General features: G+C 61.8%; 12 protein-coding genes. 4 read left to right on the top strand and 8 right to left on the bottom strand.

The genetic code is table 11. The features are described from left to right. Nucleotides 1-153 precede the first annotated feature (153 nt). The gene (locus GOB85_RS15320; RefSeq protein ID WP_173578336.1) at nucleotides 154-2,007 is read right to left on the bottom strand and encodes a tetratricopeptide repeat protein; all 1,854 of its coding nucleotides are present in this window, start codon (nucleotides 2,005-2,007) and stop codon (nucleotides 154-156) included. Here GOB85_RS15320 and GOB85_RS19625 point away from each other — a divergent pair. From GOB85_RS19625 to GOB85_RS15305, 4 genes are all read left to right on the top strand, one after another. Then, a complete protein-coding gene (locus tag GOB85_RS19625; protein WP_277875941.1) occupies nucleotides 2,001-2,126 on the top strand; it encodes a hypothetical protein in 126 nt (41 codons plus the stop codon). The genes GOB85_RS15320 and GOB85_RS19625 overlap by 7 nt on opposite strands. 113 nt (nucleotides 2,127-2,239) lie before the next feature. Then, nucleotides 2,240-3,235 carry a uracil-DNA glycosylase gene (locus tag GOB85_RS15315; RefSeq protein ID WP_242011555.1) on the top strand — a complete coding sequence of 332 codons (996 nt, stop codon included), beginning with the start codon at nucleotides 2,240-2,242 and terminating at the stop codon, nucleotides 3,233-3,235. A gap of 172 nt (nucleotides 3,236-3,407) precedes the next feature. Then, on the top strand, nucleotides 3,408-5,423 hold the full coding sequence (locus GOB85_RS15310) for a transglycosylase SLT domain-containing protein (protein WP_173578337.1): 2,016 nt from the start codon (nucleotides 3,408-3,410) through the stop codon (nucleotides 5,421-5,423). 73 nt (nucleotides 5,424-5,496) lie between these two features. Continuing rightward, complete coding sequence (locus GOB85_RS15305) at nucleotides 5,497-6,882, top strand: cytochrome P450 (RefSeq protein WP_173578338.1); 1,386 nt, start codon at nucleotides 5,497-5,499, stop codon at nucleotides 6,880-6,882. On the opposite strand, the gene GOB85_RS15300 is transcribed toward GOB85_RS15305, so the two are convergent. From GOB85_RS15300 to GOB85_RS15270, 7 genes are all read right to left on the bottom strand, one after another. Further along, nucleotides 6,874-7,041 carry a hypothetical protein gene (locus tag GOB85_RS15300; protein ID WP_173578339.1) on the bottom strand — a complete coding sequence of 56 codons (168 nt, stop codon included), beginning with the start codon at nucleotides 7,039-7,041 and terminating at the stop codon, nucleotides 6,874-6,876. The two genes, GOB85_RS15305 and GOB85_RS15300, sit on opposite strands and share 9 nt — an antisense overlap. Nucleotides 7,042-7,122: 81 nt before the next feature. Next, complete coding sequence (locus GOB85_RS15295) at nucleotides 7,123-8,565, bottom strand: FAD/NAD(P)-binding protein (RefSeq protein WP_173578340.1); 1,443 nt, start codon at nucleotides 8,563-8,565, stop codon at nucleotides 7,123-7,125. Beyond that, complete coding sequence (locus tag GOB85_RS15290; RefSeq protein WP_173578341.1) at nucleotides 8,553-8,945, bottom strand: type 2 periplasmic-binding domain-containing protein; 393 nt, start codon at nucleotides 8,943-8,945, stop codon at nucleotides 8,553-8,555. The genes GOB85_RS15295 and GOB85_RS15290 overlap by 13 nt, the downstream gene beginning before the upstream one ends. A 155-nt stretch (nucleotides 8,946-9,100) precedes the next feature. Next, nucleotides 9,101-10,477: an LLM class flavin-dependent oxidoreductase gene (locus tag GOB85_RS15285; protein ID WP_173578342.1), complete on the bottom strand. Its 1,377-nt coding sequence runs from the start codon at nucleotides 10,475-10,477 to the stop codon at nucleotides 9,101-9,103. 101 nt (nucleotides 10,478-10,578) lie between these two features. Next, nucleotides 10,579-11,040 (bottom strand): flavin reductase, encoded by a 462-nt coding sequence (locus GOB85_RS15280; RefSeq protein WP_242011554.1) that lies wholly within the window; start codon nucleotides 11,038-11,040, stop codon nucleotides 10,579-10,581. A 107-nt stretch (nucleotides 11,041-11,147) separates the two neighbouring features. Beyond that, on the bottom strand, nucleotides 11,148-12,314 hold the full coding sequence (gene ssuD / locus GOB85_RS15275) for an FMNH2-dependent alkanesulfonate monooxygenase (RefSeq protein WP_173578344.1): 1,167 nt from the start codon (nucleotides 12,312-12,314) through the stop codon (nucleotides 11,148-11,150). Continuing rightward, nucleotides 12,311-13,759: an LLM class flavin-dependent oxidoreductase gene (locus tag GOB85_RS15270; protein ID WP_173578345.1), complete on the bottom strand. Its 1,449-nt coding sequence runs from the start codon at nucleotides 13,757-13,759 to the stop codon at nucleotides 12,311-12,313. The genes ssuD and GOB85_RS15270 overlap by 4 nt, the downstream gene beginning before the upstream one ends. Nucleotides 13,760-13,853 lie beyond the last annotated feature (94 nt).

The raw sequence follows: 13,853 nt of genomic DNA, 5'->3' as shown, positions 1-13,853 counted from the left end.
AACCATCGGCGAACTCCTGCGCAGCTACACTCCCAGCGAATGCGCCAACTACTTCACCAACTCAGGATATGGACCAACATAAAATCATCACGCTCTAATGACAACAGAGCCCGGCCTCTTTTGCCATGTGTCAGTTCCCGGCCTGGGCCGGTCTTATTTGCCGGGTGTGGACGGTGCGTTTTCCAGCGGAATGGCTGTGGCGTCCGGTGAGGATTTCACGAAGGCGAGGGCGCTTTGGATCCGGACGAGGTCATCAGCTTCGGGTTTGAGGCCGAGTGCGATGTTCCACTGGTCGATGGCTTCGGTTTTGCGGCCGAGATCCCAGTAGGCGACGCCGAGATGATAGTTCACTTCCGCGTCGAGCGGGGTCTGTTCGGCGGCGTGTTCGAGGAGTTGGACGGCTTTTGCGACGTTACCGGTGCGGAGACAGGCCCAGCCGAGGCTGTCACGGATGGCGCCGTCATCCGGATCGAGCGAGAGGGCGCGTTCGAGGAGGGCGATTGCGTCCTGCTGGTGCTGGCCGCGCTGAATCCAGCCATAACCAAGGAAGTTCAGGAGCAGGGGTTCGTCGGGCATCATCTGCCGGGCGGCCTGAAGGTCGGCTTCGGCTTTGCTCCAGTCGCCGGTGCGTTCGTAGGCGGCGGCGCGTTCGAAGAGGAGGGTCCATTCCAGGGTGTGGCTGGCGCGGGCGGTATCGACGGCGTGACTGAAAGCGGTGATGGCTGCGGGCCAGTCTTTCTGTTCGAAGAGCAGGGTGCCGAGGGCGCGGGAGGGCAGGACCTGCTGCGGCTCGTCATGGACCAGGGCTTCGAGGGTCTGACGGGCTGCGACGGTATGGCCAAGTGTGTCATCGAGCAGGGCCCGGCGGTATTGCGCGACGCGGATCAGCGGGTCGGTCGGGGCGATGCCGCTGAGCGCTGTTGCGGCGACGTCTTTATGTCCGAGATCCTGTTCGACTTCGGCCAGCATCAGGCGACCGATGGCCAGTGGCGGATCAAGGGTGAGGGCCATGCGGAGCATCATGGCGGCGGCGACGTTGATCTGCTGCGCGCCTTCGCTTTCGGAGACGTGTTCGGCCTGCTGATGCATGAGGAAGGCAACGAGCATATAGGCATGCGCCAGTCCCTGCTGCGGGGTGGTGACGGGCGGGGTTGAAAGGGCGGCCTGGAGTTCGGGCGCGGCGATGGCGAGTGCGGTGTCCGCGCTGGTCATCTGCCGCATCAGATCGCGGGCTTCGGTCTGTCGGCCTGACTGCCACAGCCAGTTGCCGAGGGCGCGGGTGAGCAAAAGGTCGCGGCCAGGCATCTGGCGCCGGGCGTCATCATAAAGGCGTCCGGCGAGGATGGTTTCGCCGTTGAGTGCGGCGATGAGGCCGGCATGGACGAGATAGAACGGCATGGCCGGTGAGGCGCTGGTGGACGGGGCGGTGAGCTGGCGGATGGCATCGGCGCTTTTGTGCTCTCCCGCGAGGCACCAGGCCTGGAGGAGAGGAGCGAGGAGCTGGGTGAGGGCGTCGTTGGGCATTGCTTTATAGGCGGTGGCGGCATCCTGCCAGCGGCCATGCAGGGCGGCATCGTTGCCGATGACGAATGCGGTGAGAATGGTGCGACCACCGGGATGTTTCGCGCTTTCACGGGCGAGGGTGACGGCGTTCGGGTCTCCGGCGAGGGCGCTCTGCGTGAAGGCCTGGCGGGCGATTTCCGGATCGTTCGGGTCTGCGGCGAGGGCGGCACTGAAGGCTTTCGCGGCGGCGGCGTAGTCATCGGCGCGGGAAGCGACGAGGCCAACGAGGAAATCCGGGGCATCGACCGGGTCCGGGCTGGCCGGAAGCTTCGGGTCGGTAGCTTTCGTGGTGCTGGCCGTCGTGTGGAAAAGGGGCGGGGTTTTGCTGGTGGAGTCCGCGAGAGGAGAGACTGCGCGAGTTGTGGCCTGTCCGGAGGAGGTGATGGTGGTACCGCAGAAAAGTGACGTCAGCAGCAGGACGGGCAGGACCGGACGGGATGACATATACCCTTAATACCCTTGCGAAGGCTCTTGAGCCTGTTGACGGGCGGCGACTCCCGCCTCTTCGGGAGGGGGGCTGCCGTAAACGGAGTGTGCGTGAACGTGTAACCCGCGTGGCGTGAGGAGCCAAACATGGGCCTTTGGCGGCGGCTTGCCGGGCGCATGGGGGGAGTGTGTCAGGAGTTGATGAGGATATGGTGTATGGGTCTGGCGTCGGAGGAGTGCTGAGCCGGTGATGATCGGGGGCGGCGTGATGGATGGCGTGATGGATATTGAAACGGCGCGGGCACTTCTGCGACTCCAGATCGAATGGGGCGTCGATGTTGATCTCGACGAGGCGCCGCATGACCGGTTTGCGGAATCGGCGGCGGAGGCGGCGCGGCGGGCGGCGGCGCGTCAGGATGCCGTGCGGGATCGTGGCGTTTTGCCGTCCGGCGGGGAAGTCGGGCCTGGTGTGTATGAGCCAGAACCGAAACCACCTGCGGAGCAGGCGGATGGCGGGTGGCGTGAGGAGGAGCGTGGGGGCGGTGGGGGCATGGCCTCCGTGGGGCGTGACCGCGTGGTGTCGGATCGGGTGGCGGCTGCTGTTGCTGATCTGGCCGGGGTGGACACGGTTGAGGCGCTGGCGCTGGCGATTGACAGATTTGACGGGTGCGTGTTGCGGGGCACGGCGACGCATTCGGTTTTGCCGGTCGGGCCGGTCGGGGCGCGGGTCATGGTGATCGGGGATGCTCCGGACGAGGATGAGGACCGGAGTGGTCTGCCGTTCTCCGGACTTGCGGGCGCGTTACTGGACAGGATGCTGGCGAGCATCGGGCTGGAGCGGGGGCAACTGGTGCTTGCGCCGGCGGTTCCATGGCGTCCTCCGGGTGGACGCGCGCCTTCACCCGTGGAGGTTGCGGCATGTTTGCCCCTGCTTCTTCGCAGTATTGCGGTGTATCGGCCGGAGCGTTTGCTGCTGTGTGGCGGACTGGCGACGCGGATGGTGCTCGGGGCTGCATCGGAGCGGTCGGGAGCCGGGATGTCAGTGAATCCGACGCGGCTGCGGGGTTCATGGTGTGAGACGGAGTGGGGGGCTGAGTGGGGTCCGGTGCGCCCGGCGCTGGCGATCAGGCACCCGCTCCAGTTGCGGGCGAGTGCCGCGGCTCGCCGGGAGATATGGGATGATCTTTTGTTGCTGGCAGTAACACTGGATGACGCAAAGGCTACTACTGACGTAATTGTGGAATAATTGTGTGCATTCAATTTGGGAATGCTTTGGTCAACGGTTTCTATTGGGGTGTGGTAATCGCGGTATTTCAGTGCATTGACGGCAGGTTAACCGGGAATTTCCTGCTGTCCATATTGTGGTGATTTTAAGAAAGCTTGCTTTTTCGGGTCGGAACTTCTAGACCCCCGCCACCATGCGAGCCATTGGACATATATCCCAATCCATAGCCACCAGAGTTTTGCTTGCCGGGGCGGCGCTGTTGACGGGTGCTTCCGTCGCGACTGCGCGTCCTGTTGCTCAGGGGTTTGATCCGTCGGATGACGGCCATCAGCGAGCCGGAGGTGGTTCGAATGCGCGACCATCGGGTGGCGTGCCCGGTGAGGAGTTCGCCATGGCGATTCCGCGGCTGCCGATGGAGGCTCCGGGCGGTGCGTCCGGCGATGACGGAGTGGTGGCTCTGCCCCGTCCGCTTTCGCCGGAGATGGCGACGCTGGTGCGGTCGATCTTCCGTCTTCAGCGGCAGGGGGCGTTTGCTGAGGCTCTGAGCAGCACGACGCGGCTGACGGACACGACGCTGCTGGCCGATGTGGTGGCCGAGCGGTTTGTGAACCCGGCCTATCTTCCGACAGCGGGCGAGTTGCAACGCTGGCTTCGGGCCCATTCGGATATGGCGGATGCACCGGCGATTTATGCACGGCTGTCCGCGATGTCTGACCGGGGTGTGATGCCTGTGGCGCCTTCTGCGGCGATCCTGGGTGGCTCCCGCATCATGACGACGGTGAATGAACTGTCAGGGCATCCGTTTGCCCGCAATGTTCTGCTGGACAGGACGGTTCAGGAGCGGGCGGCGCAGGGGATGAAGGGCGCGCAGAGCGCCATGCATCTGATTGCGATCACGCCGGGGATGACGCCGCCTTATGCGGCGCAGCTCGGGGGTGAGGTAGCGCAGACGCTGCTGAGTCTTGGCGATGCGGGGAATGCGCTGCTGATCGCGCGTGACGCTTTTGGTCGTGGCGAGAAGCGTGTCGGTTTCCCAGCCTATATTGGCGGTCTGGCGGCCTGGGCTCTGGATCGCAGGGACGAGGCGGTTGTGCTGTTCGAGACGGCCTCCCGGGCGGCTCTGGTGACACCGGATCTGGTTTCGGCATCGGCCTTCTGGGCGGCGCGCGGGCATCGGGATCTGGGCGAGCAGAGTGCGTTCCGGCCCTGGCTGCAGCGGGCGCTTGCGTCCCGGACGAGTTTTTATGGTTTGCTGGCGCAGCGGCTGCTGGACCGCGAGCCGCGTCACGCGGCGGAGCATGACGGGGTTCAGAACGCGGATCTTGAGATGGTGGCGGACACGGCGCCTTCGATGCCGGTTCTGACCGAGGTCGATATTGATGCTGTGGCAACGACGCCAGTGGGCAACCGGGTGTTTGCGCTGCTTCAGGTGGGTGAGCAGGGGCGGGCCGAGATGGCGCTGCGCCGCTACTGGCCGAAGGTTGTGCATGACACGCCTCTGGCGCGGTCGATGCAGCTGGTCGCGGCGGCGGCGGGCCTGAATGATCTCTCGCTGGAGATGGCGGATTCGATTCAGGCTGTTGAGCAGGCTTCCGGGCTGCATGGCGAGCAGCTGCCGTTGCCGGCGTTGCATCCGCGCCACGGATTTACGGTTGATCCGGCGCTGGTTTATGCGCTGACCCGGCTGGAATCGAACTTTGATCCTCAGGCTGTTTCCGGTGCCGGAGCGCATGGTCTGATGCAGATTCAGCCGGTGACGGCGGGGTTTGTGACGGGGCAGGCCAGCCGGTTCACGGGGTCTCCCGAGGTGCTGCATGATCCGGGTCTGAATCTGGAGATCGGCCAGCGTTATGTGCGGTATCTGGCGCATCTGACGACGGCTTCCGGGGATACGGCTTCGACCGGGGTGCCGCCGGAGGGCGGGGATCTGATCCGTCTGCTGGCGAGCTATAATGCCGGACCGGGGGCTATTTCGCGCTGGGAGGCGGCCAGCGGCGCGTCTTCTGACCCGCTTCTTTATATGGAGCGGCTGCCGAACCCGCAGACGCGGGCTTACGTGGCGCAGGCGTTCTCCTATCTCTGGACTTATGCGGACCGGTTGAGTCTGCCGACTCCGTCTCTGGAGGCGCTGACGCTGGGGCACTGGCCGGGGTTCCGTGCGGAGTTGCAGCTGGCGGCGGCGCGGTGGCCTTCGCGGACGATTCACTGAGACCATGTGAACAGCAGTCGGGCAGCGCTCTGGCGTCCTGATATTTCCCACAGCTTCTGATCTGTTTTATCGGATGAGTGTGTCTGAGCCGTTTATTCCTCCAATGCCCTCTTTGCCGTCTGAGTCCATGGGTGGGCTGGGTGTGCTGATCCGGCTGCGGCGGAACGGGTTTTCCGCGTTTCCACAGCGCTGTTTTGTTGACTCTGTCGTACCATTGAAAGCGCTGGGGCGTCCGCTGGTTCTGGCATGCGGGCCGGAGGCGATGAAGGCTGTGCTCTCGGTGCAGTCCGATGAATTTCAGCGTCTGAAAATGGGGCGACGGGTTCTGAGTCCCATTGTGGGCGAAGGGATTCTGGTCAGTGAGGGCGACATCTGGAAGCGGCGAAGGCGGGCGATGGCGCCTGCGTTTACGCCACGGATGGTTCCGACACTGGCGCGGCATATCGCAGTGTGCGCGGCAGAGGCGGTCGGGAGATTGCCGGCTGACGGACTGGTGAACGTCTTTGCGTTCACGCAGCGTCTGGCGCTCGACATTGCGGCGGTCACTATGTTCTCGATGACGAGCGAGCCGTTCGGGCTGGCGCTGCGGACGATGGTGACGGATTTCATGACCGGGATCGGTCAGCCGCGTCCGTCTGATTTTCTGCTGCCTTTGAGGATGCCGACCGTGCCTGGCTGGCGGCGGCATCGGTTTCGGCGCCGCTGGGTGGCGCTGGTGGAAGCGATCATTACTGAGCGGGAGGAGATGCCGGCTGGCGATGTGCCCCGGGATCTGTTCGATCTGCTGGTGCGGGCGTTCGGGGATGAGGCAGGGGTATCATCCGGGGAAGCCGCTCCGAATCAGGTGATGATCGACGAAGTGGCGACGATGATTGTCGCCGGGCATGAGACGACGGCGACGGCGCTGTTCTGGGCGTGTCTGATGCTGGCACGGGTGCCTGAGTGGCAGGAAGAGGTGGCACGGGAGGTGAGTGATGTCGATCTCTCGCCAGACCATGCGGCTGCGTCGTTGTCGGCGTTGCCGGTGACGACGGCGGTGATGCGTGAGGTGTTGCGGCTGTTTCCGCCGGCTTTCATGACCGGGCGCGAGGCGGAGCGGGACACGGAGCTGTGCGGGGTGCCGGTGCGGCGGGGTTCGATGCTGTTGCTGCCGTTCTGGATGCTGCATCGGCGCCCGGAGTTGTGGCGTGATCCGGACGGGTTTGATCCGCGCCGGTTTCTGGATGGGGACGAGCCGGACCGGTTTGCATTTTTGCCATTCGGGGCAGGGCCGCATGTGTGTATCGGGGCGCAACTGGCGATGACGGAGGCGGTGCTGGTACTGGCGCGGCTGGTGCAGGGATTCCGGTTCAGCGTGCGGGAAGACGTGCCGGTTGTGCCGGTGGGGGTATTGTCGACGCGGCCGGGGGGAGAGGCGGTGTTCCGGTTTGAGACCCGCAAAGAGGCGTGGTCAGTCTGAACTGGTCCGTTTTGCGCCATTGGGGGCTGACCGGCTGATGCCGACGTTGCCGCCATTTGCCACGACCGGGGCGTCGCTGGCTGCTTTTCTGGCGAGATCGAAATGCGTGGCCTCCCTGTCAAATGCGCGCCGGATAACGGCCTGCTCCGTTTCGAACATGTATCGCCTCCGGAATTGTGCTACAGGCCGGGCGGGACAGCCGGCAGATCAGGACCCGAGTGACCGGATCTGCTTCATGCGTTACTGATGATGCTCTTTAAGAACAGCAGAGACATTTTCAGAAATCTGCGCGGCATTGGCTGTCACTTCAGGCAACCCCATCAGTTCTCCGTATGCAGCACGGGAGAGAGGGCCGGCAACAAACAGCGTCTGCTGTATTTGTCCTTTTGCGAGAACATGCCCGTTCTGATCTGTGTGAAGGCCCAGCCCGACCGGATCGCATTCGAGCAACCCATCGAGCGACAGCTGTTCCAGAAAAGGCTGCGACTTCAGAACGCTTCCATGAGCAGGCCCTGTTGTGGCTATCACGGTATCAACGTCAATGGTTTCCTGTCCTCCTCCGCGATGGGCAAGTGTGACTGCTATTGTGCTGCCTTCAGTATGTGCCTCGATAATTCTGGCTGCCTCGGTTTTCAGACGGCCTTCTGAAATGAGGCGGTCGAGGATGGCGCTTGTCTGTGGTGCAATGCGAAAGCGGCGCGTATCCCAGAAAGGGCGAAGATGGCGGACCAGTCGCCGACGTTCGCTGACCGGCAGGGCGCTCCAGACCTGAGCAGCCTGTTTCCGAAGGGCATTAAAGACTGTCTGCCATGGCCACTCCGGATGTATACTGATAATTTCGCGTACATTATCAAGTAGTGCCCGTGCAGTCCTGGCCGGACGCGTGGAAAAATCACCATTAGCCGAAACGTTCGAGGAAAGATCGCCACGTGACGTTTGTCCCCGGCGGGAAATGGCAAGGATAGCTCCTGTGTGTGCGGCATGATCGAGCGATGCGACGACATCCGCCATCGTAAGACCTGTGCCGATGATCAGCACCCGGGCATCCTGTGAGACTGAGGTAAAGGCATTGGGTGCCCATGGATCAGCAATCAGCGATGGCAATGTGCCGCCAGTGGAAGCGAGCAATCGGGAAAGCGGAGCAGGCAGAGCCGGAGCCGGGTGCGATGTCGCGATGACAACGACCTGAGCTTCCACCTGTGTCCCGTCCGCAGCTTTGACCAGCCATCGTCCTTCGGGACGTGGTTCGACCGAAACCACCTGTGCAATCCTGTGCTCCACCCGGCCGTTTTCGAGAGCGGGCCTGATCCGGTCAGCAACATAGCGCCCGAAAACCGCACGGGCCGGATAAACGGAGCCGTCGGAGTGGGTTGCCTGCGGATCAGTGTCCACTGCACGGGTCTCATTAATCCAGTCCTGAAAATCCTCTTTTTTATCGGGAAGAAGACTCATTCTCGATGCGGGGACGTTGATCCTGTGGGCAGATACAGAGGTACTGTAAGCGAGTCCGGCTCCCAGTACGGGACGTGGCTCAAAAACGACGATCGGTTGTATCTGTTCCGGCCGGGAAGCCAGATGAAAGGCAACCGCCGTGCCGGTAAAGCCGCCACCGATAATTACAACACCGGCAGTTGACGTTGTTCTGCTGTCCCGGATGCGTTCTGACACTGCTATGTCGTCCATTCGGCGTCCTTTACGTGTACCGGAGACGACAGCAGGCCGGCACGAGCCAGGGCCGCCAGCACCGGATAATGCACGCTGGCGCCACGGTTGAAGGCAATGCTTCGTGATTTCAGATCCGCCATGTCGGTGACGGGGGATTTCCGATGTGCCAGAATGGCTTTCCTCTGTGAGGCCGGGGCTCCGTGGCCGACATAGAGCAGCCGGTCTGCCCACAGGTTCCGGGCGAAAACAGGGGGCGCATCTCCCGTTTCGCCTGCGTCGATCGCTCCCGCTGCACGGGCGCGGCATGTGGCAAAACCGGTGAGACCTGCGACGGTGCCATGAAGGGTCGCATGGCGACTGAGGGGGGTATGTCTGTTTTCTCTCAGAGGCTGTTTCAAAAGCTTCACTGCTGAGCGAGAACGCCCCTGAGAGGCGTGTGTTTTTGAGCACGGAAGCAGAGCGGCGGCCGTGCGGGCCGTGAGAATCGGAGCGCGGAAAACGCGCGTCGGATCGCCGGCTGAGGGGCTTTTGAAACAGCCTCTGAGGTGTGACATCAGATATGGCTCACTGCGGGGAGATGCACGCGGCCACCGGGATGATCCGTTCGTAGTCTGTCACCCCGACCGAAGAGTTTTTCACGAAGTGTTCCGGGCCGGTATTCACGTTTGTAAATGCCTCGCCGTTGCAGGACCGGCACGATCAGATCAACCACATCGGTGAATGTTTCGGGAGCAACGGCGTAGGCCAGATTGAAACCGTCCACACCGGTCTTCACGACCCAGTCTTCGAGCAGATCTGCTATCCGCTCCGGACCACCTGTGATGGTGGTGCCCATTCCTCCGATTGCCGCGTGCTGTGCCAGTTCACCTACTGTCCACACGCGTCCGGGGTCCTGAACTGTCAGAGCGTCGATTGCCGAATGGATGGCGTCATTGCGGATGTGGCGGACCGGATCGTCGGGTGAATACCGGGAGAAATCAATTCCGGTCCAGCCGGAAAGGAGGGTCAGCGCGCCTTCAAGGCTGATATAGCGTCTGTAATCTTCCCATTTCGCCTGAGCGGCCTCATCGTCCGGCCCCGTGATGATGGTCAGCAGGGAGAAGATCAGGGGGTGTTCCGGCGGGCGCCCTGCCGCGCGTGCCCGTGCACGAATATCTGTCACGCTTTCAGCCACGACGGCTGCGGAGGGACCGGCCACGAAGACACATTCCGCGTGGCGGGCGGCGAATTCCCGTCCCCGGGCTGAAGAGCCTGCCTGATAAAGCACCGGTGTCCGCTGGAGAGACGGTTCGCTGAGATGGATGGCATTCAGTTTAAAGTATTCGCCTTCGTGGATAATGCGTCGCACCTGGTCGGGCTCGGTAAAGATGCCGCGTTCCTTATCGCGAATGACGGCGGTGTCACTCCAGCTTTCCTCCCACAGCCTGTAGACGAGGTGCAGATATTCATCCGCGATATCATAACGGGTATCATGCGATGCCTGACGTTTCAGACCCGTGCCCCGGGCAGCGCTGTCGAGATAGCCTGTTACGATATTCCAGCCGATGCGCCCGTCCGTGAGGTGATCAAGCGTCGACATGCGACGGGCAAAGGGATAGGGCGGTTCGTAAGATAATGTACTGGTCAGCCCGAAACCAAGATCGGATGTCACCGCAGCCATTGCGGAAATCAGCATGGCCGGGTCGTTAACGGGGACCTGCGCGGCATTCCGGAGCGCCGCGTCCGGGCTGCCACCGTAAACGTCGTAGACGCCAAGAACATCGGCGAGAAAGAGGCCGTCGAACAGTCCTTTTTCCAGTAACCTGGCAAGGTCTGTCCAGTAGCCGAGTTTACGATAATCGGCTGAACGATCGCGTGGGTGGCGCCACAGGCCGCTGGCCTGGTGAGACACGCAGTTCATATCGAAAGCGTTCAGGCGCAGTTCCGCCATCTTTGGAATCCTATTTATCTGGAAAGCTCTTTACCAGCCCGGACTGTCCCTGATTTTCCGGCGATGACCGGGATCGTGTCGCGACGGAAGCTCAGCGCCGTTCAGGCATCGCGGGGCAGGGCGGCATATCGTCTGGAAAACCAGACGAGACTGTCCGGGGCTTCGGTCGAGAGAACAATATCGACGACACGCGCAAGGACGACGGTGTGCGTACCGGCGTCGATTGCCTGGTCCACGATACATTCGAAGCTTGCAAGCGCATCCGCGAGCAGTGGGGAGCCGACGGTGCCGCGGTTCCATGTGGCTGCGGCGAAGCGTTCCTCCATCGTCTTCGAGCGACTGCTGAAAGCCGATGACAGGGCCTGCTGGTCGCCGGTCAGCACATTCACCGCGAGCGTGCCGTGATCCAGGATATACGGATGGGCGCTGGCGACACGATTGATACAGACCAGCAGGGTTGGGGGATCGTCGGACACACTGCAGACGGCGGACGCGGTGAAACCGTGACGACCGTTATCGCCGTCTGTGGTTATGATGCTGACCGCTGCGGCCAGCAGGGCCATGCCGTCCCGGAACTGCGCCGGGTCGGCGGACGGGGGGACGCTTCTGAGCAGAGGGTGGCCGGGGAGGCGTGCAACGTCTGTCTGTGCCCGGAGACTGAGGGACATGGTTACTCTCCCTTCGCATGTGGCCGGTGATCACCGGCTATGGTTTCACCGAAAGGCCCCATATTGCTGATCGATGCGGCAGGCCGGATCGGGTGGGCGAGGGGAAGGAGCGGCAGAACCTGCTCACCGACCTGGTAGGCTTCTTCCAGGTGCGGATATCCCGAGAAGATGAAAGTATCGATTCCAAGGCGTCGATATTCATCAATTCGTTCGGCGATGGTGGCCGGGTCACCGACAAGCGCCGTTCCGGCACCTCCGCGGACGAGGCCCACGCCGGCCCACAGATTCGGACTGACTTCAAGTTTGTCGCGTCTGCCCCCGTGGAGCGCCCGCATGCGATCCTGTCCGACAGAATCCATGCGCGCAAACACGCTCTGCGCCCTGGCGATGGTATTATCGTCAAGATAGGAAATCAGCCGCTCAGCTTCTGCCCAGGCGGCTTCGTTCGTGTGACGCACAATGACGTGCAGCCGGATCCCGAAGGAAACCGTGCGTCCCTGTGCCTCGGCCCTCCGACGGACGATTCCGATTTTCTCTGCAACCTGCGCCGGAGGTTCGCCCCAGGTCAGATATTTATCGACATGTTTTGCGGCAACGTCGATGCCTGCTTCCGACGAACCGCCGAAATAGATCGGAGGACCGTTTTTCTGGAAGGACGGAAAGAGGATGCGGCCTTCCTCGATACGAAAGTGTTTGCTGGTATAATTAACGGTCTCTCCCCGCAGCAGAGCGCGGTAGATATCGAGAAACTCATCGGTGACCTCATAACGCTCGGCGTGATCGGCAAAGAAACCATCGCCTGCATTTTCTTTCGGATCACCGCCGGTCACGACATTGATAAGGAGCCGGCCGCTGGAAATCCGGTCCAGGGTTGCGGTCATACGGGCGGAGAGTGTGGGGGACTGCAGTCCGGGCCGGACGGCGATAAGAAAACGCAGCCGTTCTGTGGAGGGAGCCAGTGCGGATGCCACGACCCAGCTATCTTCGCAGCTGCGGCCGGTGGGAATCAGGACGCCATAAAAGCCAAGCGAGTCTGCCGCACGGGCCACCTGCTGCAAATAAGGCAGATCAACCGGCCGACCACCTTTCTGGGTGCCGAGAAAGCGGGAATCTCCGTGTGTCGGCAGAAACCAGAGAGCATTGATCTTGTCGGGAACAGGGAAAGTCATTGTTGCGGCATCCTGATTGAAGGCTGTGCGGGGAACAGGGGGGCTGTGGGCGTGTTCAGTGCATCCGGATTACGATAGCGGGCGCCGGGATGCCTCTCCGGAAGCCGTGCCTCACCTGCACCAAAAAGACGTTCGCGGAGAGTCTCGCCCGGCGTATAGGCGGTCCGGTAACGGCCCCGTTCCTGGAGTTCAGGCACCACCAGATCAATGAAATCGCGTGCTGTATCAAAGGAATGATACTGACGCAGGTTGATCCCGTCGATATCGTCATCATCCAGCCAGGATTCAATTGCATCCGCCACGCGCTCCGGCGTGCCTGCGATAAAATAGCGTCCTTCATCGAAGCGGGCGATCTGCTGAAGAGCATCGCCAACTGTCTGTCCGGGATGAAAGCGGCGCCCCATATTGCCGAAAGCAGCGCCTTCGCGGGCGATAACGGATTCTATCGTCTCGGCGGGATCGAAGCGACGCAGATCGACTTCCGCCTGAGCGTGAACGAGCGCGCCTTCGACACTGTAGAACTCCCGATAATAGTGCAGTTTTTCCTGCGCCTCTTTCTCCGTTGGCGCCGTGATGATTCCCGCCTGCACGAGAAAGCGGATATCGTCCGGGTGTCTTCCGTAAGCTTCAGCGCGCTTGCGGGTCTTTGAAATATTATGCCTTACATCAGCCGTTGTCTGACCACCGATGAACACGACTTCCGCATGACGTGCAGCGTATTCAAGGCCGGCCGGCGAGCCGGTGGCCTGAAAAAGGACGGGTGTTCTTTGACGGGAAGGCTGGACGAGATGCGGCCCCGCGACCTGAAAATGCGTCCCCCGATGGTTGATGGGCCGGACGCGCGAAGGATCGGTGAAAATATCGGCAATACGGTCAGCAACGATGGCGTCATCATCCCAGCTTCCTTCCCAGAGTTTATAGAGCACGTCGATATATTCATCAGCGATCACATAACGTTCGTCATGAGGAATTTCGTCTTCCAGCCCGAAATTGCGGGCGGCGCTCTGAAGATAGGATGTGACGATGTTCCATCCCACACGTCCTTCCGTCAGTACGTCGAGCGTCGCCATGCGTCGTGCGAAGGCAAAAGGGGGCTCATACGTGGTTGAAAAGGTTACGCCGAAGCCAAGATGAGAGGTGACGGCCGCCATGGCCGGCACCAGCATCAGGGGATCAAGGTTCGGGATCTGCACGCCCTGGCGCAGCGCGGCATTCGTGCCGTCCGCGAACCTGTCATACGTGCCAACGACATCAGCGAGGAAAATCGCATCGAAGAGGCCGCGTTCGGCCAGTTGCGCCACCTCTTTCCAGTAAGACAGCTCCGAAAAACGGTGACGATTGTTACCGGGTGCACGCCATAACCCGTGAACGATGTGACCGACACAGGCCATTTCGAACAGGTTGACATGCAGGGTCTTCCGGGCGCCGCCCGACGGAGGGGTCATGATCGCGCGCTCATTCTCAACTCTGGCAGCCGTCGAAAAATATCCATATTCACTTCAACATACAGTATATTATTTAATAAACACGCTATCAAAC

Origin of the sequence: Acetobacter fallax (assembly GCF_011516735.1) — a bacterium.
Lineage (GTDB): Bacteria > Pseudomonadota > Alphaproteobacteria > Acetobacterales > Acetobacteraceae > Acetobacter > Acetobacter fallax.
Note: the sequence above shows the minus strand (reverse complement) of the source record. Positions and strands in the feature narration are given on the sequence as shown.

Excerpts from the sequence above, each read along its gene's own strand:
- GOB85_RS15305 (WP_173578338.1), top strand. The coding sequence starts at position 5,497 with ATGAGTGTGTCTGAGCCGTTTATTCCTCCAATGCCCTCTTTGCCGTCT.
- GOB85_RS15280 (WP_242011554.1), bottom strand. The coding sequence starts at position 11,040 with ATGGCCCTGCTGGCCGCAGCGGTCAGCATCATAACCACAGACGGCGAT.
- GOB85_RS15300 (WP_173578339.1), bottom strand. The coding sequence starts at position 7,041 with ATGTTCGAAACGGAGCAGGCCGTTATCCGGCGCGCATTTGACAGGGAG.
- GOB85_RS15315 (WP_242011555.1), top strand. The coding sequence starts at position 2,240 with ATGATCGGGGGCGGCGTGATGGATGGCGTGATGGATATTGAAACGGCG.
- GOB85_RS15310 (WP_173578337.1), top strand. The coding sequence starts at position 3,408 with ATGCGAGCCATTGGACATATATCCCAATCCATAGCCACCAGAGTTTTG.
- GOB85_RS15320 (WP_173578336.1), bottom strand. The coding sequence starts at position 2,007 with ATGTCATCCCGTCCGGTCCTGCCCGTCCTGCTGCTGACGTCACTTTTC.
- GOB85_RS15270 (WP_173578345.1), bottom strand. The coding sequence starts at position 13,759 with ATGACCCCTCCGTCGGGCGGCGCCCGGAAGACCCTGCATGTCAACCTG.
- ssuD (WP_173578344.1), bottom strand. The coding sequence starts at position 12,314 with ATGACTTTCCCTGTTCCCGACAAGATCAATGCTCTCTGGTTTCTGCCG.
- GOB85_RS15285 (WP_173578342.1), bottom strand. The coding sequence starts at position 10,477 with ATGGCGGAACTGCGCCTGAACGCTTTCGATATGAACTGCGTGTCTCAC.
- GOB85_RS19625 (WP_277875941.1), top strand. The coding sequence starts at position 2,001 with ATGACATATACCCTTAATACCCTTGCGAAGGCTCTTGAGCCTGTTGAC.
- GOB85_RS15295 (WP_173578340.1), bottom strand. The coding sequence starts at position 8,565 with ATGGACGACATAGCAGTGTCAGAACGCATCCGGGACAGCAGAACAACG.